Annotated in this window: 34 protein-coding genes; all 34 read right to left on the reverse strand. The window is 42.4% G+C overall.

What is annotated here, in order from left to right; all coding sequences use genetic code 11:
• The 34 genes from BVU_RS14255 to BVU_RS14405 all read right to left on the reverse strand — a co-directional run bounded on the left by BVU_RS14255 (window position 1) and on the right by BVU_RS14405 (window position 25,369).
• Entirely contained in the window at window positions 1-159 is a 159-nt protein-coding gene (locus BVU_RS14255; protein ID WP_241510164.1) for a hypothetical protein, read from the reverse strand.
• A gap of 37 nt (window positions 160-196) precedes the next feature.
• Complete coding sequence (locus tag BVU_RS14260) at window positions 197-718, reverse strand: hypothetical protein (RefSeq protein WP_011965757.1); 522 nt, start codon at window positions 716-718, stop codon at window positions 197-199.
• Window positions 719-759: 41 nt separating this feature from the next.
• On the reverse strand, window positions 760-936 hold the full coding sequence (locus BVU_RS22555) for a hypothetical protein (RefSeq protein ID WP_169757510.1): 177 nt from the start codon (window positions 934-936) through the stop codon (window positions 760-762).
• On the reverse strand, window positions 933-1,766 hold the full coding sequence (locus tag BVU_RS14265) for a hypothetical protein (RefSeq protein ID WP_011965758.1): 834 nt from the start codon (window positions 1,764-1,766) through the stop codon (window positions 933-935). Before BVU_RS14265 ends, BVU_RS22555 begins: the two co-directional genes overlap by 4 nt.
• Complete coding sequence (locus BVU_RS14270; protein WP_011965759.1) at window positions 1,766-2,332, reverse strand: hypothetical protein; 567 nt, start codon at window positions 2,330-2,332, stop codon at window positions 1,766-1,768. Before BVU_RS14270 ends, BVU_RS14265 begins: the two co-directional genes overlap by 1 nt.
• Entirely contained in the window at window positions 2,329-2,850 is a 522-nt protein-coding gene (locus BVU_RS14275) for a hypothetical protein (RefSeq protein WP_011965760.1), read from the reverse strand. Before BVU_RS14275 ends, BVU_RS14270 begins: the two co-directional genes overlap by 4 nt.
• Window positions 2,851-2,852: 2 nt before the next feature.
• Window positions 2,853-3,275: a hypothetical protein gene (locus BVU_RS14280; protein ID WP_011965761.1), complete on the reverse strand. Its 423-nt coding sequence runs from the start codon at window positions 3,273-3,275 to the stop codon at window positions 2,853-2,855.
• Between the two features lie 5 nt (window positions 3,276-3,280).
• Complete coding sequence (locus tag BVU_RS14285) at window positions 3,281-4,969, reverse strand: phage major capsid protein (protein ID WP_011965762.1); 1,689 nt, start codon at window positions 4,967-4,969, stop codon at window positions 3,281-3,283.
• A 25-nt stretch (window positions 4,970-4,994) separates the two neighbouring features.
• On the reverse strand, window positions 4,995-6,044 hold the full coding sequence (locus BVU_RS14290; RefSeq protein ID WP_049764323.1) for a hypothetical protein: 1,050 nt from the start codon (window positions 6,042-6,044) through the stop codon (window positions 4,995-4,997).
• Window positions 5,998-7,425 (reverse strand): phage portal protein, encoded by a 1,428-nt coding sequence (locus tag BVU_RS14295; RefSeq protein ID WP_011965764.1) that lies wholly within the window; start codon window positions 7,423-7,425, stop codon window positions 5,998-6,000. The genes BVU_RS14290 and BVU_RS14295 overlap by 47 nt, the downstream gene beginning before the upstream one ends.
• 128 nt (window positions 7,426-7,553) lie before the next feature.
• Window positions 7,554-9,572 carry a PBSX family phage terminase large subunit gene (locus BVU_RS14300; protein ID WP_011965765.1) on the reverse strand — a complete coding sequence of 673 codons (2,019 nt, stop codon included), beginning with the start codon at window positions 9,570-9,572 and terminating at the stop codon, window positions 7,554-7,556.
• A 63-nt stretch (window positions 9,573-9,635) separates the two neighbouring features.
• Window positions 9,636-10,181, reverse strand: a complete 546-nt coding sequence (locus BVU_RS14305) for a terminase small subunit (protein ID WP_011965766.1) — start codon at window positions 10,179-10,181, stop codon at window positions 9,636-9,638.
• Between the two features lie 95 nt (window positions 10,182-10,276).
• Window positions 10,277-11,080: an NAD-dependent epimerase/dehydratase family protein gene (locus BVU_RS14310; RefSeq protein WP_011965767.1), complete on the reverse strand. Its 804-nt coding sequence runs from the start codon at window positions 11,078-11,080 to the stop codon at window positions 10,277-10,279.
• A 51-nt stretch (window positions 11,081-11,131) separates the two neighbouring features.
• Window positions 11,132-11,911, reverse strand: coding sequence for a DUF3560 domain-containing protein (locus BVU_RS14315; protein WP_011965768.1), 780 nt, complete (start codon window positions 11,909-11,911; stop codon window positions 11,132-11,134).
• A 41-nt stretch (window positions 11,912-11,952) separates the two neighbouring features.
• Window positions 11,953-12,525: a hypothetical protein gene (locus BVU_RS14320; protein WP_011965769.1), complete on the reverse strand. Its 573-nt coding sequence runs from the start codon at window positions 12,523-12,525 to the stop codon at window positions 11,953-11,955.
• A gap of 113 nt (window positions 12,526-12,638) precedes the next feature.
• The gene (locus tag BVU_RS14325; RefSeq protein WP_011965770.1) at window positions 12,639-13,391 is read right to left on the reverse strand and encodes a hypothetical protein; all 753 of its coding nucleotides are present in this window, start codon (window positions 13,389-13,391) and stop codon (window positions 12,639-12,641) included.
• Window positions 13,360-14,013, reverse strand: coding sequence for a ParB N-terminal domain-containing protein (locus BVU_RS14330; RefSeq protein WP_011965771.1), 654 nt, complete (start codon window positions 14,011-14,013; stop codon window positions 13,360-13,362). Before BVU_RS14330 ends, BVU_RS14325 begins: the two co-directional genes overlap by 32 nt.
• 57 nt (window positions 14,014-14,070) lie before the next feature.
• Window positions 14,071-14,364 carry a hypothetical protein gene (locus BVU_RS14335; RefSeq protein ID WP_011965772.1) on the reverse strand — a complete coding sequence of 98 codons (294 nt, stop codon included), beginning with the start codon at window positions 14,362-14,364 and terminating at the stop codon, window positions 14,071-14,073.
• Between the two features lie 116 nt (window positions 14,365-14,480).
• On the reverse strand, window positions 14,481-15,350 hold the full coding sequence (locus BVU_RS14340; protein ID WP_011965773.1) for a phosphoadenosine phosphosulfate reductase family protein: 870 nt from the start codon (window positions 15,348-15,350) through the stop codon (window positions 14,481-14,483).
• Between the two features lie 26 nt (window positions 15,351-15,376).
• On the reverse strand, window positions 15,377-16,369 hold the full coding sequence (locus BVU_RS14345; protein WP_011965774.1) for a restriction endonuclease subunit M: 993 nt from the start codon (window positions 16,367-16,369) through the stop codon (window positions 15,377-15,379).
• Window positions 16,326-17,432: a tyrosine-type recombinase/integrase gene (locus BVU_RS14350; RefSeq protein ID WP_011965775.1), complete on the reverse strand. Its 1,107-nt coding sequence runs from the start codon at window positions 17,430-17,432 to the stop codon at window positions 16,326-16,328. Before BVU_RS14350 ends, BVU_RS14345 begins: the two co-directional genes overlap by 44 nt.
• Before the next feature lie 17 nt (window positions 17,433-17,449).
• Entirely contained in the window at window positions 17,450-17,929 is a 480-nt protein-coding gene (locus tag BVU_RS14355) for a hypothetical protein (protein ID WP_011965776.1), read from the reverse strand.
• Window positions 17,930-17,952: 23 nt separating this feature from the next.
• Entirely contained in the window at window positions 17,953-18,624 is a 672-nt protein-coding gene (locus BVU_RS14360; RefSeq protein WP_011965777.1) for a hypothetical protein, read from the reverse strand.
• Between the two features lie 200 nt (window positions 18,625-18,824).
• A complete protein-coding gene (locus BVU_RS21740) occupies window positions 18,825-19,142 on the reverse strand; it encodes a hypothetical protein (protein WP_011965778.1) in 318 nt (105 codons plus the stop codon).
• Window positions 19,139-20,488, reverse strand: a complete 1,350-nt coding sequence (locus tag BVU_RS14370) for a PcfJ domain-containing protein (RefSeq protein ID WP_011965779.1) — start codon at window positions 20,486-20,488, stop codon at window positions 19,139-19,141. Before BVU_RS14370 ends, BVU_RS21740 begins: the two co-directional genes overlap by 4 nt.
• Before the next feature lie 2 nt (window positions 20,489-20,490).
• Window positions 20,491-20,910 (reverse strand): PcfK-like family protein, encoded by a 420-nt coding sequence (locus tag BVU_RS14375; RefSeq protein WP_011965780.1) that lies wholly within the window; start codon window positions 20,908-20,910, stop codon window positions 20,491-20,493.
• Between the two features lie 5 nt (window positions 20,911-20,915).
• Window positions 20,916-21,080, reverse strand: coding sequence for a hypothetical protein (locus BVU_RS22390; protein WP_158303738.1), 165 nt, complete (start codon window positions 21,078-21,080; stop codon window positions 20,916-20,918).
• A 90-nt stretch (window positions 21,081-21,170) separates the two neighbouring features.
• Complete coding sequence (locus BVU_RS22250; protein WP_105093543.1) at window positions 21,171-21,368, reverse strand: hypothetical protein; 198 nt, start codon at window positions 21,366-21,368, stop codon at window positions 21,171-21,173.
• On the reverse strand, window positions 21,350-22,006 hold the full coding sequence (locus BVU_RS14380) for a hypothetical protein (protein WP_373259863.1): 657 nt from the start codon (window positions 22,004-22,006) through the stop codon (window positions 21,350-21,352). The genes BVU_RS22250 and BVU_RS14380 overlap by 19 nt, the downstream gene beginning before the upstream one ends.
• The gene (locus tag BVU_RS22835; protein WP_241510162.1) at window positions 21,891-22,832 is read right to left on the reverse strand and encodes a DUF4373 domain-containing protein; all 942 of its coding nucleotides are present in this window, start codon (window positions 22,830-22,832) and stop codon (window positions 21,891-21,893) included. The genes BVU_RS14380 and BVU_RS22835 overlap by 116 nt, the downstream gene beginning before the upstream one ends.
• A 29-nt stretch (window positions 22,833-22,861) precedes the next feature.
• Window positions 22,862-23,236, reverse strand: a complete 375-nt coding sequence (locus tag BVU_RS14395; protein WP_011965783.1) for a RusA family crossover junction endodeoxyribonuclease — start codon at window positions 23,234-23,236, stop codon at window positions 22,862-22,864.
• 2 nt (window positions 23,237-23,238) lie between these two features.
• Window positions 23,239-24,396, reverse strand: a complete 1,158-nt coding sequence (locus tag BVU_RS14400; RefSeq protein ID WP_011965784.1) for a DEAD/DEAH box helicase — start codon at window positions 24,394-24,396, stop codon at window positions 23,239-23,241.
• On the reverse strand, window positions 24,393-24,668 hold the full coding sequence (locus BVU_RS21745; RefSeq protein WP_011965785.1) for an HNH endonuclease: 276 nt from the start codon (window positions 24,666-24,668) through the stop codon (window positions 24,393-24,395). The genes BVU_RS14400 and BVU_RS21745 overlap by 4 nt, the downstream gene beginning before the upstream one ends.
• Window positions 24,668-25,369: a hypothetical protein gene (locus BVU_RS14405; RefSeq protein ID WP_011965786.1), complete on the reverse strand. Its 702-nt coding sequence runs from the start codon at window positions 25,367-25,369 to the stop codon at window positions 24,668-24,670. Before BVU_RS14405 ends, BVU_RS21745 begins: the two co-directional genes overlap by 1 nt.
• Window positions 25,370-25,380: the final 11 nt, after the last annotated feature.

Below are 25,380 nucleotides of genomic sequence, written 5' to 3' on the forward strand. Positions count from 1 at the left end.
TTACAAATAATGTCTGTATTCTACAATCGTGCCTTTTATCTCTGTGCCCAGTCGGTCAAATGAGTAACTGCCGTCAGCTTTCAAGTAGATGACATAAATACATTCGTCCAGCATGGCCGCTTTACGGGCGAGTTCACTTACACGTTTAAGTTCACTCATTTCTTTTTTTATCTTACAACCGCATGACATGATAATATTATTTATATCTACATTCTTTGAAAAAATTCTCAATCCATGGTCTGAGGTGCATTATGATGAAGTATTCCTTTGCGGAAGAGCCTAAAGCGAATATATTGTCACCATATTTCTTTTGGATATCGGGACCGTCTATAAATCCTTCCGTAAATACGCTCATACTCCTGTTCAATCTTTCCAACCTGATGCTGTCATAGAAAGTACCGGTAATGAAAAGGTTGGGAATCTCAGAAGGGCGCGGGGGCAGGTTTAACAGAAAACTGACTACCGGAGGTGTGATTTTTTCTTTCCATCGCTTGTACTTTTCAGGCTTATTCTGCCAGGGACCCGGCTCATTGAAATAAGGATCGTTGTCATAAGTAGGGCTCAGACATCTGTCTGTTCCGTCCATACCGCTATATAACTGTTCCTGAATACAGTCTCTGATAATGCTCTTGTTTGCATCCATGCAGTTCAGACATTCCTCTTCAAGTCCGGCGGCTATGGCATTGATTGTTTTTGATACTTCATATATGTTTGCCATAAATTAAAGATAAGGCCGGACAATGACGTCCGGCCGGGTTGTCAATCTTCTTTCGTAGCTTCCTTCCCCACAATCTTATCGTAGGTGTCAGAGAGCATCTTTTTGCGTGATGCCTCTTTGCGGTCTTGCCATAATACTTTAATGTGTCTTTCAATGAACTCTTCCTTTGTCATGGATTTTACAGCGTTCTCTACAAATGTCACTCCTTCGATTTTCATACCTGCTCGATATATTTGATATTGTTTTCAAATAGGATGGAAGGTGCCTTTAGAGATGGAGTTCCGGAATCTTTCGGAGTAATGGTCAGCACACCGTCAGCGTAAGTAGCGGTTGTTGCATTATCCAGCACTTCAGCGGCTTTGTCTGCTATGAGTTGTCCGAATTCAGGAGTACGGTCATAAGCACCAATCTTTTCAATAATCTTGTATTTATTGCTGGTCATGCTGACAAGTTCCACACCGATCAGCCCTCTGAGGGAATACTTGGGATCGAATCCTAATTGGATGAAGTCGAAATTCAGCAGGCTGTCTTCAATATCCATGTGGCAGAAACTTATTGTCATTGTTGATTTGGCGCCACTTGCCGGGTATTGGGTTACAGTTGGATAAACAGTGGACATCGGAATACCTGCAAGTAAGTCTGTACCGTCATTATACCCGATAAGCATATAGTCCTTGTTCCAGAAATAGACGTCCCATTCCCTGTTTGCTGCTTTCAATAGTTGTGCGTTCAGCACTTCATCAAAGCCTGCCAGAGTGAATGTATCCGTTTGTGCATTGAGTCCGTTAAACTGGTTGGGACCATATCCGACCGCGCTTATCTGGGCCTCTCCGCCGTTTTTTGCATATTCGAAAAACGGGGAGATTGGATAAATCCGGCCGGGGCGGTCCGCATGGCACATCTCTGCCAATTTTTCTGCTGTAACATCATCAGGAAGTTTTGTTCCCGGTTCGACCAGAATCGCTCCTTTAACTTTTGACCAATCAATCTTACAAGCCGAACTACCCGAATTAATATGGGTTCCGGCACAAGTTCTAATCTTTTTCATTATCTTCTACAATTGGGATTATTAATAGTTATTTCCATCGAGCTGATATCAATGGCATCAATAGGATCGCTCACTTCCTGTCCGGTGGCTGTCATTGCACCGTATCTGCCATAAGAATAGTTCTCGGAATAAACATGCCTTACTTTGTCATCCGCTCCCCAGTCAAACCGGTTGTCTTCGAGTAATACATCAAGTAACCTTCCATAAATCGGGCGCAAGATATTCTTGAAAGAGTTTACCTCGCGTTCCTCGTTTGTCCAATCTTTGGTTGACGGGCAGGCGATAACTAATGAAACCTTTGACTTTGAATAGTAATGCCGGCTGTCACGTCTCTCACTTATCGGACAAAATAAAGCGACAAGAGGAAACTTCAAAGGCAACTGCCGCTCAGACTGACTGTATACATCAAGAGTATCCTTGATATATTGACTGTTCCCGAAGATATAGTTCAATGGCGGATTATCCACCTCCTGAAACCCTCCGTTGCCGTCAGGACATAGAATCTTAAGATTCCGGGAAGCCTTGGAAACTACATCACGAAAGATATCCACTATATCCATTGTCATAGGTTAAAGCTGTTTATTGGAGTTAACAGATTCTTGTTGACGTTCACTTTGAACGGGCATTCATCGGAAGAAGCCCAACAAACGAATTGTTTGTTTCTTTCAACCATTGTATTCCATGTGCTTACCTGACGTTGGAGCGGGGAAACATGCTTGTTGGATGATTTCAACTGTATAAGTCCGGTAACAGTCGCATCTGTATTCATGTCACGTAAAATATGATAGAATACATAATCGGCAAAAGATTCACGTAACTGCCTGCACACATATTCATAAGGAGAAACAGTATCATTCTTTGTTTTTGGGGATTCATTTTCAATCATCTTAAGATAATCCGTAATCTGACCAGCAAGCGTGAATCCGACAACATCATTCAGGAATTTCCGTTGAAAAGAACGGATATACCCGTAAATGACATTGTTGGCGGAAAGTCCTTCAGCGGTCGGCATTTTGGCAGTAGTGGCGTTTCTTATCTGCCGGGGGCCGGATATGAAATATGATACATCAACAAGCATAGACATGACTACTTCTTTTTAGTTGTTTTCTTTCCGCTGGTGTTCACAGATGGATTGACATTATCCATATCTATGGACATGGAATCATCTTCTGGCAGATTATTGCTGTCGGTGATATTCAGTGTCTTACTGTCTTTCATATCGACTTCCTTTTCATCCGTTTCAGGCATACTGCCGCTGGCTTCCATCTCGGTCATACGTGCTCTCAGGGAATCTCGTTCACTGGTAAGTGATTCTATCTGCCCATCTTTCAGGGCCAATGTATCTGTCAGTTCTTTGACTTGGGCTTCAATGGCTTTTAACGCATAGTCCTCATGGACCAGCGTACCGGAGATAGGAGTGATTTTTATCAGCCCTCTACCTATACGGATACGCTGCTCACGAAGCACACGCCCGAGTTCCTTTTCGTCACCTTCAAGTATGTACTTCATATTCTTTATGCGGATTTAGTGATTGCTTCCAATACATCGTCCAGATCACCATAAGCGAATGCCCAGGGCATGTAGACAGGCATCATCAGTTCTTCCTGAATCATGACTGTGGTCATGTTTTTCAGTTTGGTGTTGACATCATCTGCGAATTCGATTGCCAGAGTGGTGTAGTCTATCAGAGAACAACCGTTCAAAAGGTCACCGGCAAAGTATTTGCCGACACCGATGGCGTTACATTCGATAACAGGTACGTTGCCGATATATTTACGACCGTTCACTTCGGTAATTAACTCAAGATTTCTGCCGGTTGTATCCTTGGCGGTGGAAATAGTGAAGACTGTGGACGGATGCAGAACCAAGGCATTAGGTGAATACTGGCCAAAATTAAGTACGGCGAAGATAGCGTTCACGACATCCTTCATGTTCGGGTCCTCCACAGAACCGAACATACCGCTTTTAATGGCTCCGGACATTTTGGCTACTGAAGTTTCGGTTCCCTTATAGTCAAAATCAATAGCGAATTTACGGTCATTGATTTTATGAATATCGAAAGTATCGTTCAAGCCTGTCTCTACTGTCGCACCTGACAGGGTCACCTTCATCTTGTCAATAATCTTGTCATTGGCTGCGGCTAGAGTTATGATTGTCTGGCCGTTTGCAGCCTCGAGTGACTCAATGGCACCGGCAGAGATGGTAACATAATTATCGGCAATGAATTTGGAAACACAATCCACGCCTTCATAACGGGTGATACCTTTCAGATTGTCCCCGGTACCGTCACCGAACATAATCTGATAGTTCTCGGAGAATTTGACCCATAAAGGCAGACGGTTGAGGATGAATGATACTACATACTGCTTTGCCTTCAACAAACGTTTTGACAGATTCATGTGGGTACCGATACGTTTTACATTCGTGAACTCTTCCTTGAATTTCAATGATGATTCAGCCAACATACCGTTTTCTGCTACAACCATGACATTGCGGTCAAAATCATAGACCTGTTCGTATGAGATGGACAGTGCGGACGGATCACCCTGTTCAACCATCATCAGATCACGGAGATTCAGTTTCTGTTCGTTGACTGCGGTGACAACACGTCCTGTCGAGCGGTTGTTGCTTCTTGGCGTATTGGAACTTTCGGTGATGGATACGATGCCTTTTAAATCAAGATTCATGGAACCGGATGTCTTGGTGCGGTTCGCAAAATAATCCTGGCATGCAGGACTGTCAAGAAATTCACCAACAGCTTTCTCCACTTCATTGACGGAAGTCATATGACCGCCTTTTTCCTTGATCTTGTCGAAAGCCTCCGCCAGAGCTGTCACCTTTTCAGCCTGTTCATCATAGGACTTTTTAATATCTTCAAAATTGGAAAGATGTTTCAACTGTTCTGTGATATTCTTGGAGATATCCTTGAACCTGTTCTCAATATCTTCCTTTGTCATCAGACCTTCGGCAAATTCATCACATACTTGTTTGCATTTCAACTGGATACTGCCCAAAAGAGATTTTTCCTCATCGGTCATGTCCTTTTCCTGTTTGGCGAAAGAAATCAGGGAGACAGGTGCTGCAACCAAAAGTCCGGTTACATGTTCCGGACCATTCAAGGCACATACTGTACAAACGACAGCCACAATGGCAAACATAATAAGGGATTGGTATTTCCCCACAATTTTTAAAAAAGTCTTCATTTCAAATTCGTTTTTGGGTTAAACATTAAATAAATTGACTCAATTTTGCAGCAAGCGAGAGATTCGTTTCGTGCTTCTCATTTCCCTTGTCATCAGCAGGCTGCCGGGTGTCATCTGACGGCGCGACAGCAGCTTCAGGTTTGGTATCTGCAATCTTGGAAATCATTGTTCTATATACACGGCTCCAGCAGTGAGGACAACGAACATAGCTTACGATATCCTCTATGCTTTTGCCTGTCAAGTCAACATCAAGGCTTTTATGGGCGTCAAGGACAGCTATAACCTGTTCACGGATTTCAGGTTTCAGTTTATCCATTTCGGTTCGGACAATATCCTCTACAATCCATCTCTGATACATGGCGGCAAGGTCAAGCACCTGATTGTTGAACGTGGTTTCAGCCTGTTGGTCATAGTCGAATGTATGACCGCATTCTGGACAGGTAACCATATTGCTGTTTCCTGTCAATGCCTTTTCGATAAGATCCAGTTTCATACTTAAATCATTTAACCGCTCATCCGAATATCTCATGTTCAGAGCTTTGTTTATCATTTCAAGAGATGATGTAAGTTTCGCGCGCTGTGTGTCAATACTGTCATCACTCTTTATATCCACAAGAAATGTCTGAGGGTTTGATCCCCATGCTTGTAAGGTGGAGGCTTCCCCAAGAAACCATTCTTTGACATGGGCCGGATCATTCACATCCCTGCGGACGGCTTTCACACCGATGGAATGCTCCAGTGTCTTGCCACATTCAGCATAAAGTTTGTAATCTTCAAATGTTTCCCGTCCGATCTGTTTGTTAAGGTTCATTTTGGATACGATAACCAGATTCATGTTATCTTCCCTCGCTTCAATAGGGCAACCTATAAGTTTTGTCTTGTCATGGTCCAGTAGATGTTTGCCACGTTTTAAGAAAAACTCGTTGATCGTTTTATTGAAAGAACCGCTATCAGAGATATCACCTTGCGTATCTTTAATACCGATACCATTAACGGCAATCGTAACAATGCCTTTCTGCTCATCAACATCATTCGCCTTCGTCTTCAACTGAAGGCTTCTCAACTCTTTGTCCATTGTCATTTGATTTTTTAGTTATACTTAAGATTTTCTTTACTCTCTCAAGCTCCTTGTCAGACATCTCGTACAGAAGTTTGTCAAACAGGGAGTTTTCAACTTTGCTTTCCCCGATACGGGCACGGTAATCATTCAGGGTGATGATACCATTCTGAAATTCGCCCATCGCACGTTCCGATATGATTTTAGAAACTTCCTCCTTTTCCTTCTGCCCTTCCTGAAGGCAGTCCACGTGACTGAAATCGACATCAATGTAATATCCGTCACGGTCATATCCCAACATACGTGTCAGTTCACTGGCGTAGCGCCTGGCTGCCGGGATTATCTTGGAGGTGTAGACTCCCTTCTCAGCGGATTTCTGATTATTGAATGTACTGTGGTCCTTGCGTGGTACAAGTTCCGGCGGAACACCAAATACACCGGCAATTATGATGGCATCATTCAATGTTTCTTCAAAAGGCTGTAATTCCTGAATGCTGAGGTTGGTGCGGATGAAATCCATAGGAACATCACTTAATCCATACGGAAACCTGCTGTTGTCAAGGCCGTAATTCCCGTTGAATTCCTCACGGAGATTTCTCTTTTCATCTTCGGTCATGGCAACTGTACCCGTTTCGTCCTTTTTTTCGGAAACGAATATTCCCAAGGCTCCACGTTTCATGTATATCACATTTCTAGCCTGATAAACAGGAATGAGATTGTCAATGGCCATCTTTACGGAATACAGCCGCGAATGACCTTTTATAAAGTTGTCATTTCTATAATCTGTGTTACCGTCCTGATCGTGATAAATGAAATTAGGATTGATCTGTTCAGCATAGTTCAGCCCGTACTGTAACAGGTAATAGTCAATTATATCTTCTTTCTCGGCATTACCGAATAAGGGGATATAGTTCTTCAATCGGATGGTAACCTTATCTGATGGAAGCACCCAATAATTTTTGCATTTTTTGTAAATTGGGGTCTTTAATGTTTGAAATGCTTCAGGTACAACGCATTTCAAATAGCTGTTACCGGTAGCATATTTATATACAAAATGTTGGTAGACAATCCCTTGAAATGAATTCAAACAATTAGGACGGTCTATCAGGTCATTGAACTGCTTGTTGTTCCATACGACCGAATCATCGGAAGCTTTTTTGAGCATGAACCTACCCCCAGCAATGCGGCTGGCAAGAAAGTCGATAGGGAAGAATATCTCACCGACGGTGTTGAAAAGAGTAAGGAAATTGGAATCAGCCACATATGGGCTGTATATGTCTTCGCTAAGTCTGAATCTTCTTTTTGACAGGGCGGAGAATATCTTGTCAACTTCCTGAGCTACAAGGCTGGAAATATCGGTGCTCTTCTTCTTTCCAAATATATTTTCTAAAATTGTCATATAGGAATCTGTTTCCGGCAAATGTAAAGAGAAGAAGCTTTCATTTTACAAAATACCTCAATCTTGAAAATAGGAGAGGGGAGGAAGTGATATGTAATAACTTGTATACAAGTTGATTATAACTTATTTTAGCTGGAACGCGATTTTATTATGTAGTGCCCCCAACCACTGAGAACCGTACTGGCTCCCTTATTTTCGCAATCAACGTTGTAGTCCATCAGGTTGGTTACAAAATTGCCGTATTCCCGTGATTCTTCAAATTTCTTGGGGGAAAGAAGAAGATTTTTTTTTATAAAGTCAGATGTGGCGGATATGCGTTTGTCTACATCGGAATATTCTTTTATCACTCTGATATCCGCCCCTTTCATCTCTTGTCTCAGCTCCTTTACCATCTGATAATAGACAGGAGAACATTCAAATATATGGGTCTTTGCTTCATGGCACATGATGGCCTTTTTTATCTCGTCAACGGATGATGTGTCTTTAAACATGGCATCTGTCAGATGCCATGTGTTGCCGCAACGGCGCGTATGTACAAGAAGGAATGTTCCAGCCACATTCGGCATTATATAAACCACGCTGTCTGTATAATTATGTACAGTATCCGGATTGAAGAAGTCGAGCATTCCTTTACCTGCGTATAAATTCCGTTTGCGCCGGTTGCTGAACTCGATAAAACTTTCGTGGCACAAGTCATGGACAATATATCGGAACGTGTCGGACAAATGCCCGTGTTCCTCATACGACTGCTTGGTAGTGGAGTTTTTCACTTTTGTTTTTAATATGCCACCATTGGAATCTTTCTGGACACTCATATAGTCCTCAAGAGATATCGTACAACTTTCGTCAATGCAGATTTCAATGCCGGGTATCTGGAAATCGAATATCGCATTGATGAACTCGCCTGTCATGGCAACGGACGGATTTCTGTCACCCACTTTGTCTTCTATGTCGAAACCTTCATTCTTTAATGTTTCGATGAACAAGTCCATCCAGGAGCGTTTCTCATCATCAAAAGTGTTGGCTGATTTGGTGGATGCATCGCCATGGACAAACAGCTTGTCGCAATACCTTATTGATTTCAGATATTTGGCGACCAGTTTGGATGATTTCCTCACTGTGTTATTCGGGGATTCGGCACATGTTTCATGGAACTGCCATATCTTTATGCCTGTAGTGAAATCCACTTGCCAGTAACTGATACTGATGAACGGCAGCACATTATTATCGACAGAAAGATGAACAGGCAGACTCGGATTATACGGGCGCTCTCCCGAATGCTGTCCTCTTTTGAACGAGCCGAAAAATTCACTGCCGGTACGTATGACTCCCCATTCGCCCAGTGCATAGACATTATAGTAGTCCGGATCGTTGATACGGTCTTTCTCGAAGTCGGCGACACACTGTTCATCGTAATAGCCGTATGTGCCGTCCGGAGATCCGACAACCCAGAAGTTATTCAGATAAGTGGACTGGATGAGGACAGTATCGCCCGGATGTTCCACAATCTCTTTCGTCCGGACATTCATAATCTGTTTGGGCTCATTCATTCTTAGTGACTTTACCGTTGTAAGTTCTTCAGGGATTCTCTTGCCACCCAAAGTTACTTCCATCGGGATATCATGCCATTTGTCCTTGTCGAATATCTCTTTCTTAATCCAGTGGGTAATTTTGATGGGGTTAAATGAACAGATTATTTGCTGGCCGTGCTTGCCACGCAGACGTTTCCTTATCTGTTTGAAATCTCCGTGTTCAAAATCAGAAAACTCTTCAAGAAACACACGCTTGTAATTCTCTAGTCCTTTGATCTTTTCGGAATCATCCAGACCGGAAAAAGTAATTTTAGCTCCATTGAACTTGCAGACTATGCGCCTTTCCTTAAAGTCAAAAAGATGATAGACATTCAAAGTCTTTGAAGCTTCCTTGAATGCTTCATATATGGAATCTTTCAGAGCTGCACCGACTTTTCTGAATACTTTAGTGTTCTCGGAATCCTGCAAGGTCATTATAAGGATAGCCTGAGCTATACTGAATGACTTGGCGGATGATGAACCGCCATACAGGATGATGAATCGTAATGAAGCATCCTGCAAATACCTCAAAAGATGAAAACAATTAGGATTGAGTTTCTTGTAATTTATAACCATATACTGTTCTATAAGTAGGTGATTCTCCTAGGGCAGATAAAGAAAAAGTGTTAGTGTGCTGTTCTATTTATCCGATTTGTCGTTTTCGTCAAAACCGATGCGCAGTTCACCGATCTTATCGCCGTCATTTTTTACATTGATGGTCTTTTCGGCATCCCATCCGTTCCATGCACCAAGAAGCCGGGCGGCTTCTGTCTTACCTGTGAACTCATAGGAAACTTCTCCTTTCTTGTTGGTTATCTTCTTCATTGCATTCCGGATACGTTTGGGCATTTGGTCGGGTCGCTTTAATTTTACTTTGCCTGTTGAAGAATCAAGTATATATAAGTCTTTGGGGTCAGCCATTACAATATCATAGAGAACCTTCTCAACCGCCTCACGTCTGACTGCGGAATCTTTGGCACGTTGTTCCTTAATTTGATTTATCCTTTGGGAGACCTTTGGGTTTGACAAGAGAAGGCTGGCTTCAGTCCATACACTTTCTGCCTTCATTTTGGAAGCATTGTAAGCCATGCGGTAGGCTTCGCTTGCATTGCCTTCGATATCTACATAATATTGGCAGAAATTTTCTTGTTTGAGTGTCAGTGGTCTGTCTTCTTTTGATGTCATATGGTTTTATATTTAAGCCTGCAAGAAAAAAAGATGGGGTTAAGACTTCTTTTCCTGCAGGTGGATTAAAACTTAAAAAGTAATTTCATTGGGCGCTATCCTTCCTCCGTCTTGGAATTTTGGGGCGTTTGGTTTCTCCGCCCGGCAAAAATCTTTCTGATTCCATTCTCTACGGAGGTGTAGGACAAAGGTACTAAGAAAATGTACCTGTCCACTACTTGTTCAGAATTGTCATGTTCACGGGTGGTCTCCACCAGTTCAATATCAATGCTTTTATACGATCCCACAATTTCTGCGAAGCTTTTTACGGTGATAGGTTGCATGTTCGCCACATTGACAAGGCGTTTGTGTGAGCCGTAGGCATAGATGAGTCCTTGTACCGCGTCATCAATGTATGTAAAGCAACGGATATTCCGGCCGTAGTTGTACAGTTTGACTTTTCCTCTATTGAGTAAAAACCAGAGAAGAGTTCTTTTACGTGGGAGGGAACCGTACACGTTATGAAGCCGGACGCCTGTCGCGTCTTTGCAATAGAATGAGGCGTACTGCTCGTTGAAGTATTTGGATATGCCATACATGGAGGTTGTGTTGCATGGATGGGCGGCAGACGAACTTGCGTATACCAATTTTACATGATATCTGTTGCAGGCATCAGCGACATTTATGAAAGTGTCAATGTTGTCTTTCCGGATTTGGGGGATGTTTCCATTGAATACGGAAGTCTGTGCGGCCAGGTGGAATACACAGTCTATATCTCCGTTTTTGAGGATGTCGCAAATGCTTGCGGCATCCTTGCCGTTTTTCCGGTCAATTCCGATCACTTCAACATCACGTCTTTTCAATTCCTGACAGAGGGCTTTGCCTATGAAGCCTTCGCTGCCAGTTACAATCATCTTCATCTTTAATCGTTTTAGAGTTAATAAATTGGGTTTTATGGGGTGGTTGTTCTATCACTCGGAAATAATCTTTTTCGCGCTGTCAATATTCCGATGGTTCAGATAGGACTGCCAGCATTCATTGCAGCGTGACCATTTGAAACCATTTTTCTTCAGTTGGTTACGTATGTCTGCATCCGGAATGGAAGGAAAGAACAGTTGCAGGCGGTTTTCTGAATAATTTTCAACCAGACTTACACCATTGATGGTGTATTCCTTATTCTCTGTCATTTTCATTTTTCTGGCTCTCTCAAGCTGTTCTTTGACCCGCCGGATATTAGATCCATTATTGGTAATGATATAACTGGGAAAACCTATTTCACCAAAACAGTCGGGAATGAAGAGTTGTGTTATCCCGTTTTCGGAATATCCTAACTCTTTCAGTTTATCATGTTTCTCAATTTCGGAGAGCTTCTTGGAGCGGAGAATCTTGTTGGTGGCTTTCATTGTTTCCTGTTTCTTTCCAAGGGTGGCCAGCTTTTCTTCCAGCCGTTCTACGGCATCGTCATCTCCCAAGTAAATTGAGGCATTATTTTCTGCCGCCTTGGCTTTCTGTTCAAAATATTCAGCTTTCTCGCTAAGCTTTACCGCTTTTCCCAGCGTATTCCATGAGCGGTCCAGAATTCGTCGATGAGTACTTTCTGAATGGTGCCCTATAAGTACGGGTTGTCCCATGGGGATGTTCTCCACTAACTTATGGCTTTGACTGTAAGCCTCCTTAGATTCTTTCATCGCTTTTTCTGCAAGTTCCCTGTACCTGCCAGTTTTCGCTTCTTGTCTTTCTTTTCTGTTCATAATTCAATGTTATTTGGTTTGACTATATGAAAAGGCCACGACTAATGCGCCGTGGTCTCGTTAAACAAATCCTGTTGTTTTTGGGGAACTATATCATCGAACAAGCCGGGAACACGCGGTTGCAGGGCTTCATACTCTTCCCGGAAAAACTCGGCTTTCGTGCGTCCCTTCTTCTTGCCTTTGCGGGTATGCACATCGAATGTATAAGGTGGAATGGGTATGGGGCTTTGTCTGATATCCTCAATCCATTTTTCTATATCGACATCCTTGCGGTCATAAATGAAGTTCTGCAAGTGGTCGGCATCACGATTCTTCCGGCATTCGCACAGCAGAAGAACAGCTTTGCTTACAAAGATACGCCCTTTGGGTTCTGTGGCTTTCTTGTTTACGACCTCGTGTCCCTGCCATAATGCTTCTATTTCTCCGGTCACGATTCCATAGCAATCCTCGGCGGAGATGGTGAACAAACGCTTCCATACATAATCCCTGTAACCACTGGTCCACAGTTCCAAAGCGAAAAAGCCTGCAACCGCTGCGTCAGCCCTTCTGATCGCTTTCTGCATTGCAGAAGATACTTCAAAAAAATCATAGCCTCCAACAGTTCTGATAGTCATAATTTTTAGTTTTTTGGTTTGACTTATTGTTTATTACATTAGTAAAGATAGTCGTAATTGACAAGTTTTGCAAACAGAATCTTCGCCATTTTATCGCCTTTTTCATCTGATTATCAGTATTTGAATTTACAGGTTATGTTATATTGCACGAGCTGCTTTGTCTTGTCCTTACCGTTGTTGGTTGCGCTCTTCAACAGGATGCTGTCACCAAAGTTTTTCTTGATGAAAAGAATGGACCGCCGTTCCTCTTCCTGATTGCGGATAGAGGCCAGCCCTCCTGCATTGACAAATGTATTTTTCTGCTCGAAGTTGTATCTGAGGTCTGTGAGTACACGCCGTTCCTTATACTTCATGTAACAACTTATCCAGAAATCTTCTTTGAGTCTCAGTTCCTCGTTCCACCAGGTATTTTTGTTATAGATAATTCCGTAACTGCATCCTGTTATCATCTTTGAAAGAGAAAGAAAGCTCGTTTCGTTATACATCACAGGTGATATCCGTGAGGTGAAGCCGAAAAGGTGGATATCCATAAGACTGGCCATTTCATGGAGTGAGAGGATAATCCGGGTAATCTTGTCTTTGTCTTTCACTCTTCCGGACTCGCCTTTCTCCGCATAAAGAGTTTTGCAGGCATGGACATCATCATCGAGCATGAACAGCTCCCCGAAATATCTTGCCATCCAATTACGTTTGGGGATAAGACCAATGATGTCATCGGGATGGGTGACAATCTCGCAATCCGGGTTAAATTCACGATACAGGTCTGCTTGGCTCTCGGCCACACAGACAATGGGATCATTCACCAGCTTTTTGGCGAACACTCTGTCATGCCTTTTATGGCTTGGAATTACTATTTTGCAAGGCATGGCGTACATCTTTTATATCAATGACATTCGATTTGCTTATCTTGCCGGTCTTGTAGGATTTCATGTGCTGCATATCCAACCGTTCACGGAGCCAGTTGCTGTCCACCTCATTACCGGAAATAATGATGAATAGTTCATGTTTCTCATCATATTTGGGAATGAGAGGATACAGGGCGTTGTCATCCGATATGGCGTTGAAACGATCCTTGAATTCATCCTTTTCCTTTTCTGGAGCGAACTCAATACCCCAGTCCTGTAACTCAGCCTTATCCCACTCGTTTTCCATAATATCCATATCATTCTCACCGAAACTTACATTATCTTTTGTGGCGTATTCACGAAGCTTGGCTACGGGTGTATCGTCTGGCAGCACCTTGCAGGGAAGTTCTTTATAGCCCAAATCCTTACAGGCACGTAAACGCAGGTTACCACAAACGACAATGTATCTGCCTTCTGATGGAAAAACGATAAGTTCACGGAGATCAAGCATCTCAGGAGAGTCGGAAATACTTTTTTTCATCGCTTCGAAGCGATAGTCCCGGAAGAAACGTGGGTTCTTCGGAAGCCCGGCGAGCTGGCCCTTGTTGAAGTCCAGCAGCTTTATAGAAATGTTTTTTGTCATAACTCACTATTTATCAACTACACTTAAAATCAACATCACTCAAGTCAGTCACAACACCTATTCATCCTTGTTGTCATTGAACTCTATCGTATCCTTGATCAGTTGCTCGATATTTGCGCATCCGATACGGCTTAGATAAGTTATGGTGGAAATGATGATACCTGCAGCGGCAATCTCCTGTTCTGAATAACCGGGCAGATGCTTGCTGTGATATTTCGAAGCTTCAAGCAATTCCCTCCATTTAACAGAAATCAATAAGATAAAGGCACGCCTGGAGGTATAATTATTGATTTTACCTTTGCGCATTGCTGTTTCAAGGCATCTCTTCGCCAATTTATTCAATGTTATCATTGTTTGACAGGTAATTGTTAGGACTATATTAATATTCTCAAAGATCCTGTATGATCGGGCGACTCTCTTGGTCTGGGATGGGTTATTTTCATTTTTGTTCGGTTATCCGTTAATTATTATTCGCATAATCCATGAAACATACTCATACAGGCGTAACCTCCTTCCGGTTCGAAAGCATCAAGTGTGGCGTTCTTATCGGTCACATACCAAAATACATCTTCTACTGTTGGATATTTTCGATTTGCACAAGCGTATTTGGGAATGAAACCCGACTTAAAGAATGATGCACCGGGACGTAATGCCCGAACTTCATCTTCTACATTCTTTAGCCTGCTACACATCTCCTTATCATTCAGAAGCATCTTTATATTTTGCAAATTTGACATCACACATGGGAAACAACCAACTCGCGAGAATCCTCTTGAATAAAGTGGATTTGGTTTTTGACCAGCATTAAGAATACAATCTATAACTTCTTGAGCAGTCCATCGAAAAACCGATCTTAAAACTGAGGCATCATACATTCCACACCACTCCTTCACATCTTTTTTTCTATATGAGGCGAATTTCCCTTTTTCATTGGGAGTAAAGTATGATTTAAAATACATGCACTCTTCTTCCATAGATGAACGTTTATAACTTTCTGACGCACGTATTCCTTCTATGATAATACAACTCTCTTGGAGAGATAGTATATAGTCAACCATCGGCTTAACTTTGAGGTCAACCGTGCAAAATCTACGAATAGGATCCGGGAAACGTCTGTACTTCTTACATATTTCTATAAAATTAAACTCCGGCTTAAGCGTTGTTATTCTAACACCCATCTGCTTACATACATCCGTTATGTGCTGGTATGTATCGGGATGTTCCCAGCCAGTGTCGCAAAATACAGCTTCTATCTTATCGGCTCCGTATTGCTTAGCAGCTTGGATTAAACATGCTTGAGAATCCTTGCCTCCGGAGAAACTTACTATTATCTTCATTTTATTCCTTTCTTTCTTATTTTGAATTATTTTTTTATAACTACCGCCATTGTACTAATAGAAGTGCCACTCTCTTTAAACTCGCCTGCGCTGATTTCAAACACTTCTCCATGTACTTCTTTCAGCCAGTTGCGGAAATCAATACATTTTTTTTCCGAAGCGAATTTCCAGTGTTGGCTGGTTATTGCTGCAAGGGTTCCACCTTGTTCTAATCGATCATACATAAGCCTGACATGCTCTATATCCTGATTACCGGAAAACGGAGGATTTGCAATAATCTTAGTGTAACTACCTACACTGTCTTTGGTAAAGTCTTCATCAAGCAATATTACGTTGCTAAGGGTATACAAAAACTCTCTGTTTTCCGGCATCAGTTCATAGCATTCCACTGTTACAGAAGGACAAGCTCGATGAATGGCTTTAATGAGAGCACCGCGGCCGGCACTCGGTTCCAGTACCGTATCATTTTCATGTATTCCGCCGGCAAGCATAACCAGCCAGTTCGCCACCTCAGCCGGCGTTTCAAAAAACTGGTATTCCTGCTGAAGATTACAGCGCTTCCCTTCTTTAAGAATTGAGAACACCCTCTCCGGATTGAACGGGAATGTAAACCCTTGAGCCTTTCCACCCTGCCAAGATCCGCCGGCTTCTTCAATCCATTTCTTAGCCTCGGCATACGATTTCTTATTGAACTGCACATTGGGAAGTTTCAACAAACCGTTCTCCAAGGTACAATGCCGCAGTATCTCTTCAACGCTCCAGTTCTTCCCACTGTCAGCTGTACCTTTCTTGCTTTCTTTATTCTCCTCAATGCCTAATAGCCTGTGCAATGATTTTTGTACACCGATAGCAATGGAGGCATTGACTGACATCCACTCCAGTATGGCTGTCAGAAACTCGGTGTCTACATGTCCAGTCTCGTCATAAATGGTTTCCTTGTCAATCAGGGTCGGAAGCTGCTTAAATGGTTCAAGGCTACCATGTAACGTTTCGATTAAAATCTCTTTTTTGCTCGTCATAACTCTTTTGTAAATAAATTCTTGTTGTGTCTACACTCCCATGACCTAAAAGGTCAGCCAGTTGAATAACATCTTTGTTTTTTTTCAGGAACATTTTAGCGAAAAAATGACGAAAGGCGTGTGCGTGCATCTTCCTTGAATCAATACCGCAATGTTTTCCCCATGCTTTCAAGTGCTGGGAAAAGCCCCGCTGTGTGATCGGACCGAATCTCCCTACCGCAAAAATCCCGGTTTTACCATGTTCCTTAGCATAAGCCTTCGCTTCTTGCTGTAGCTGTTTTTGAAAGAAAAATCGACGGTACTTGTTACCCTTCCCTCTTAGTGTTACCTCCCCGGATATAATGTCTTCCCACGTGAACTGCTGGAATTCTGACAGACGGGCACCCGTTGTACCCAATACTTTGATAAAAAAGTAGTAATCCTTGTTGGATTTCGTTTTCAGAAAATCCAGTAGGCGGTTGTACTCCTCTTCTGTCGGGACATTGTTTACATCGAGCTTGCGCTTCATCTTAGGTCGCTTAAGCTCTATCGGTTTTTTTAGCCATTTAGAAAATTTTTCCAAAGCGGTGATACGTAGACGGATAGTCTGTGGGGATAATGATTTTTCTTCTAAAGTCCGTATAAACCGCTTGCAGTTTTCCATATTGATCTCATTCACATATTCAAAGTATTGCTTCAAGGATGTATAATAAATATCCACTGTATGTGGCGAATAATCATTGTTGTCGGTCAACCACACTATAAAATCATTCAACAGTTTTCTATTCTTCTCCGAAATGGCATCAAGTCTTTCTAACGTCTTTATTTTCTGCTCTCGGCGGTTATATCCGATTTTAAGGTGATGTAATAAATCACAAATGGCTTCACTCATCAATGGATAACGTGCCCCAATATTGGCATTTTCACGCTTATAAGCCAGATAGCTACGACGATTGACATCTTCGGCACTTTCAAGAAAATCCGTTACATATTTGATATATTTACCGATGGTATCATAAGTCCTTCTTGTTGTATATAAGTAGGAAATATAATCAGTTAATATCTTCTGTCTGTCACTATTCATGGTTATTTATTGATTTGTTATGAGTAATACACTATTCCTTTATTCTCTACAGTCTTTTTCAGGACACAAACATAATGATCGAAAAAACGACACAGATATTCATTTAATTCTGGCTTTATAACAGACTCGTATTTCTCAAAATCATGCAGTATCTTTTCTGCTACCGTATAATCTATCGCACCTTCACAATCAGATGTTTGCAAAAATTCAATGAATGGCTTACCTATGAAGTTGTTTACGTTATTCCAAACGTACTTTACATCATGTTTCAAAACCACATGTGATATTATATCTCTGAAAATAGAATATTCTGAATAAAAAATATCACAGTCGGAATATAAAACATCAGCTTTATAGCAGCCTTCCTCAACCGTAGGTATATGGTTTATCGGTTCCATTCCGTGCGCTTGATAAACATACCACCCATTCCCGGTATTATCATATTCCTCTCTTGATATTTTATCGCCCAATTTTAAGGCATAAATACTTAATCCCATATTAGCTCCTTTCTTTCTTGGAATCAATATATGTCTCTCGCTTCATCGAATTGGAATACGGTTCTTTTCATTCTTCTAATTTTTGAAAAATAACTGGCCGCAACTCTTGACATATAACTAAACGGCTCCAATACATTACCTTTCCTTTCCGCAATGGTACATAATGTTTCCTCATATATGTAACTCCATACCTCTTCCAGCATTTGTGGCCTGTTTGTGAATTTACGTTTTACGATATAGGCGCATATACGTTTTTTGTACTTACTTAACTCCAATGCTATATCCGTAATGTCTTCGGTATCGTAATACAATTTCACTTTTTGAAGCCAATCCAGCGCATTCAAATTACATTGAACAACCTCTTTACTTGTCATTTGGGGCTTTATCTTGGAGCGTGCAAGTTCGAGAAAATCATATCTTGTTTTCAATTCTATCCTGCCATTGAGTGATACAACCCATACTCTGCCCAACTTGTTGGGATTGATATGGTGGGATACAGCATACATCAGCCGGTTGACACAAATAGCACGTTGTTTTTTTGTATCGTCATCATATAGAAGATATCTGCCATTAACAGGCTTTATTATCCTACATGTAGTTTTATTTCTTACGCGTTCTCCGTTTGTTTCATATTTAGAATATCCTTCTATATCAATCCATTGTTTGGGGGTGTTCTGCATATTGTAAGTTTTCATATTTTTCTTATTTTGAATTTCTTGTTTATTTCCTTTTCTGCCGCCTTGACTCCTTTCTTAAATCCCTCCACAAAGCTGTCAAAACAAGCTCTATGGATTTCTAAAGTACATCTTCGCATAAGTGGACAAATCGAACATTTTTGGCTAAGTCCGGCTGACTTCTTGGCTATTTTCGTTACGTTTTTCATTGGATTTTTAAATTAATTATTACGATTTCTTTCCGCTGCGACTTCACTCATACACATCTTGCACCAGGAGGTGAGACATTGGTATTCCTTATCCCCATATCTGACAGTCCTGTTATAGAACCGGTGGAGCGGAAGGGAACGTCCGCAATGCGGACAAACCTTTCTTCCTGCTTCCGTACCGGCAACCGTCTTGGCTTTACGGTGTACAAGCGTACATCCTCTGCATTCATCCAGTCTGCCTTTGTATTTCCGGCATTTGTGCAGGGAGATGCGCCCGCATGGAGCGAATTTCTCGCAGTCGAATCTGGGTTCTGTGTGATAGATGTTCATGCAGTAAGTTTTTTGATCAGACTCATGTTCTTCTCCACCAGCCGGATAATGCAGTCATGATACTCCGATGTTCCGTTGCATACGGCTCTTGACTGTACTATCTGAAAAGATTTAAGATTCACTTCGATGGTTTCCACATGTTTTTCTCCGACTATGGCTGTCATGATCAGGCATTCACTGCGTCTGTAATACCTGTTGGCGTATACACAATGGTGCATGGCTTTGCCCTCCTTGTAGAACTGGGTTACGCTTTCAAGCGGACGGATGACTATGCCGTCGCCTTTGATTTCCATGCCGAAGAATCTTTCCATCCGGTTGTAGAATGATGCTATATCCTCCTTGAGCTGCTTTTCTTTTTGGATAGCCTTTATTCTGTCCCTTTCCCTTCTTTGCCTTGCCTCAATTTCATTTTTCTTTCTTAGTAATCTGTCGTGCTCGGCTTTTAAATTTTTGGGACATACGTATTTGGCGTTATGCAGATCCTTGTGGAAATAGGACAGCAGGCTTATATAGTCATTCCACATGCTTGCATCTCTGATTATATAACGGTTGCGGTTGCAGATGTTGAAAGACGGTTTATATCGGAGTTGGTAATAGCCCGTTTTGTACATGTGCTTCAACATATCCGTCTGCCCGGTCTTGATACATAATTCCGCATCATTGCCACCTTTCAGAAGGTCTCGTATAAGTTTTGAGGGGGGTACATCGGGGAACCGTTTCCCGATTCCCCGCTTTCTTAATTCCGGGAGCAGTTTCTTTCTTGGGTATATCCATCCCCATATCGCATATAGGTCTCCACGATAATTCCAACTGTAACTGCCGTATTCACCCTTTATGCTCAGTGGTTCCGAATATATCCATCCGCTGCTTCCCATATTCATCGGTTTTGCCATGATGGTGCGTTTCCCCTCGACGGTGATCCATTCCTGAACCACTTCAAAGAAAGCATAGTGAATATAATCCTGTCTGCTGTTCAAATCAAAATTCCTTTTTCTGGCGTACTTGCAGCATAGTATATGTCTTATGATCTGGAACTCTCCGGCGGTCTGTAAGATGGACATGTACTTTTCTTCCTCGACTTTTCGTTTCCGGCTGACCTTTACGTCCAGTTTGTGGTGGCAGTACGGGCATTCGGTCGTATCACCGAGCAGGGTGGTTCTCAGCTCGCTATTGCTTGTGTCTATCCATGTTCCGCCGCACTCGGAACACCATAGCTCATCCTTGCACCTATATGCTTCGTGGATGAATATATGTTCTTTCGCCCATTCTTTTTGTACTTCGGTAACGGCGGACAGTTTGCCGCTTAGTCCGGTTACACGTTTCTCAAGTTTCGTTCTCGGTTTCATGATTAGAACAAGCTCATTTGTTGTACATTATCATCCGCTTTCTTTCGGACGTTTTTCTTCCTGAGTGTCTGGTATTGTTCTTCCGCTAGCCGTGCGATTGCTTTGTCACGTGCCGCTTTCTTATCTTCTTCGGTGAGTTCCACAGGTTTGGCGGAGGATGATACGGACGTTTTCTCTCCGGCAGGCAGCCGGTTTATTTTGATATCGTCCTCATCATAGTAGTGCACTGCCATCCCGTAGACCTCCTCGTCTGAAATCGCTACGGCGTTACCACGCTTCCTGGCTTCACCCATGATATAACTACAGCATTCATCAATGCTTTTCTTCTCATTCGCATATTTGGGGGCGAACAGTGAATCTTCTTCCGCCCGTTTGTCCAGATAGGCTTTGATTGCCTGTTTGAAACTTTCATTACTTGCCATGGTCGTTAGTTGTTTGTCAAAAATGGAATCATGCTTTTCATCTTATAAGCATCGTTAATGTTGATAACATCGCCGCTTTTCTCATCCGGACAGGTGGCTCCATCAAAGCTCTTTCTCGGATTTATCGGAGAAGGACTGATTTTGTTAATCAGAATGTTTTTAATATCCATAGTTTTAATGTATTGGTTTGACTTTTAGTTTGTTATATCAATAAAGATAAACGTTGAGAACAAGTTTTACAAACAGAAACTTCGCCATTTTTACGCCTTTTTACCAGAGGGTAAAACGGTCAGAAAACCACGCCGTACAGTCTCGTTAAAGACAGGCAGGTCCTCAGCTCTGACATACACCTCAGATTCATGATTCAGGGTAAGATATGAGCTGAAACCGAAACGTTCACATATCTCTTTACGTCTTTTCATGCCTTTGGAGCTCCACTTTATTCTGATTTTTTCCATAAATCTATTATTTGCTTGGATTCTGCATCACCGGATTCCGCACGGCGTTTTAGTTCGTTGTACCAGCTCAAAGAAGAATATCCTTCGGGTGGAGTGAATCTTCTGTTCTCTATCTCATTCTGGATTCTCTTTCGGTTTATAGCGTCCAGCTCATAATTCCTTTCTGACCTGAACTCCTTGAAAAAGGCATTGCCAATTCTTCTGGCATCGAAAGAGGCGAATGAATTATCATACTTTCCAGCTTTGTAGCGTGCGAAAAACAACATCAACTCAGAAAGTTTGTAAGCCTTAACCTGTGAGGCAAAGGACTGGCAGAAGATTCTTATTCCATCAGCAACTCCCTTTTCCTTGCTGTTGGAAGCCCCGAATATGCCAGACACCTGTATGTCAATCCAATATTCGGAGGAACCATGGCCGTAAAGCGCATCATACTGCATCAGCGAGGGACAGTCTGCCATATAAGCCTTTTCCGGATTCTGAAGGGTATATCCCCATTGAGTTGGTGAAAATACTCTTTCAACCTCAGAACGGTCTTTCCATTTGGTCAGCCAAGCCTTCTTCGAGGTCTCGCTTATGTTGTTGTAGCAAGCTAAGAGCGTAGGCGTTAGCTTCCTGCTTGCTTGTATAACAGCTCCTATTGTTCCCATTGTTTCGTTGTTTTTCAAGCTCAATTTTCAGCCATCTAGCAAAGTGTGATTTCGCATCCTTTGGTGCTTTCCTTACCTCTCCCTCGTTTTGAAGTTTCTCGAAAAAATGTTTTAAATACGTTTTGAACATATCTACCGTAAAATCCTTGTAACCGGAATTACGTGTATTCATCGTTACGATTTCACTCCAACTCATGTCCCTTGACAATTCCTCATAGCATTCGTCTAATTCTTTGCCTAAAATTTCGGGAGGGGGAAGATTTTCTTTATCTCTCGATAGAGAGATTTCTTTATTATTTCCTTTCCTTTTCTTTGTGGTGTTTTTGCATACATTAATGTCGGCAGTAAAAGGGTTATTGCATACATTAACCCCGCCATTGCAAACATTAACTATATCGCTCGATACATCTCCATCGTCGGAAGAAAAAACTTCCTTGTTTTCGCAACCGCTAACTTTGATTAATAAGTATCTAAAATCATCCACAGATTTACGCCTTTTAGATATTTTGAAATATCGCTTTTGGATGCCCGCACTGGTAAGAACTCCCATCGAATCAAACAGGTCTTTGTCAAAGAAGCCCCATAAGACTAAACGGTTCATTATGCTGTCGAGCAATTCAGAAGACACTCCGGGCAGGTCTCTAAGGAGTTTGAATTTCAGCAGATCATTCCACAATATGAAATATCCATTTCGGTATATCGCACAAAGCAGCTTGATTACAACAATTTCTCCTTTAATCCCGAATTCCCCGGATATGGCTACAATCTTCTCATCATTAAAGAAATCAACGTCAAAAGGGAAATAATCCAATCCCATTTTATTAGGTCTTGCCATAGGCGTTTCCTTTACCCGAATTCAACCGGGGTTATTTCATACTCGACACGCGGTTCTTTCCGGTCAACGAATTTTTCAATCTCTATGTACACGCACTGACGGTCGTTTTTGATTGTTCCCGTCATTTGCAGACAGTCAAGCAGTATCTTCAGTGAGTTGTCCAAATCCGGCCGTTTGCTGTTATAATAGACTTTTGCCCTCAGTCTGAAATATCCCTCAATCATCCGTCCCCGTTCGGGGCATTGGATATAAAAGTTCTTTTCGTATTCCTTGAGCACTTCCTGTTTTGCAAGCGAGGAATGTGTCTTTCGGGTCTTGGGGTCAAAATGAGAAACAATCTTATAACAATTGCTCTTTGATGGTATTTGTCCTCTTATGATATACATGATTATAATATTACGTTAGTTAATTGTTTGCCATTGCTCTTGATGCACCACTTGTCCTTTTCCGGTTGTTCTACCCTTAAATCCTCGACTTTCCCGAATGTCCTGATATTGCCACATAAGTCTATGACCCAGCCGTTCTTGCCGGGGCACGGACGAATGACACGTCCGACCATCTGATAATACAGTGAGAGTGACATGGTAGGTCTGCAAAGCACGACGGTGTCAAGTTCTGGATAGTCAAACCCTGTGGTAAGCACGCCGACATTGGCTACAACTTTTATTTTCCCGGCTTTGAATTCGGCAAGTATTCTCTCACGGTCAGATTTGGTGGTATCCGCGCTTACAACGGCGCTGTCAGGAATCTCCCGTGCAAGCATTTCAGCCTCGGCGGTGAACCGGGTGAAAACAAGCATGCCTTTACGTGCTCCCCCGACTTTGGGATGAAGCAATCGTTTCACTATGGAGATGAGATAGCCGTACAGATCCACACGCCGGAATTCATCAGACAGGCTTGCGTCGTCAAAATCAGCTCCGGAAGAGTTTCTCCTTACTTTGGTCAGGTCAATTCTCGTGACATCGTAATACTTCAACCGGGAAAGAAACCCTTTGGCAAGCAATTCGCTTACCTGGCAATAATACAGGACCTGGGAGAAGACACGCGGACGGGTACGGGTGAGAAACTTAAGCATACTTCCGTTCATGCAGGAATATAACCGGTATGGGGTGGCGGTAAGCCCTACAATCCTTCTTTCAGCCTGTTCGAAGAATCTCTTGTACATTCCATCGCTTGGCTTGACAAGATGGCATTCATCAATCAGAATGTTCTTGAAATGCTGGAAGTCCTTCATATGCCGGATGACACTGCCGATAGTGGCGAATGTGATGCGGCTGATCTCTTTCCGGCCCACTGACGCGGAATATATGCTGCAATCCCAAATTCCGTATGTTTGCAGCTTCGCAAAGTTCTGTTCCAATATTTCTTTATTAGGCTGGAATACAATCAGAGGCTCCTCAAGCCTCGCTGCTATATCCGCTATGATGAGTGATTTGCCCGCACCTGTCGGAAGTACCAAAAGACCGTTCCTGTCTGACTTCATCTTAAAACACATTACAGCGGCATCACTGGCTTTTTTTTGATAATCTCGTAATTGATATTTCATAGTCTGATAACTCCTTTATGAACTTTTTCGTGGCAAGAGGCGCATAAGGTGACAAGGCAGTCCAGATGTTCGAGTTCATGACCGACTATGGACATTCCGTTCACCTTATAGCGCATATGATGTACTTCCAGCGGATAGAGGGCGTTACAATGCCGGCATTTGTGTCCGTCCCTGATACGTATTTCCCTTGCAACCTTCTCCCAATATGGATTCCGTGTCAGGGAGAGCGCATACGCCGACTTGCGTCCCCTCTTATGCCGTAGCCTGCTCATCAGTTTTCTTCTTCGTCAGAATCAACACATCCCAATGCATCGTTCAGATCATCTTCATTGCCTAGCTCATCGTCGCTGTCATCCGGAATCATGTCATGTTCGTTGTCAAAATCATCATCGTCAGGTTTCTCCACTGCCGGAAAATCCAGTCCGAACAGTTCCATCATGGCTGTGCGGTTTCTATCCTCCTGCGCCCACAGGGAAGATTTGTCGTAAGATGAAATCTTTTCAGCCTTGACCAGCAGAACACGGCCGTTTATTACCGAATAGAAAAGGTAGTAGCCGTTCAGGGCTATACGGAATGTCTTGGTTGGCGGCAGCTTCTTTTCCTTTGTGCCTTCCGTCACCTTGGCGGCATAATCCTTGATCTGTCTGCTAACCGAATTAAGAGCCTCCTCAGCGTCCGCCTTCAGTCGTTTGGCCTCTTCCTTTGCACTCAGCAGTTCTGCCTCGGCACTTGGCAGCTCTTTCTCTACGAGCTCACAATACTTCTTTCTGATCTCGTCTTTTTCAAAATTATCCATATATCTCATTGCCAGTTCATTCTCCGGGAACATGACATTGAAATGCTCGTTGACAGCCTTGATGATCTCCTTCTCGTTTTCAGCATTTCCGAATGTCAGTTCAAGAGGGAATGTGTCTTTTACAACTTCCGGCAGGACAAACTGCAGTTCCTCCGGTTCATAATCGTTTGTAATCATAATTATATTTT

The organism is Phocaeicola vulgatus ATCC 8482 (genome assembly GCF_000012825.1).
Lineage (GTDB): Bacteria > Bacteroidota > Bacteroidia > Bacteroidales > Bacteroidaceae > Phocaeicola > Phocaeicola vulgatus.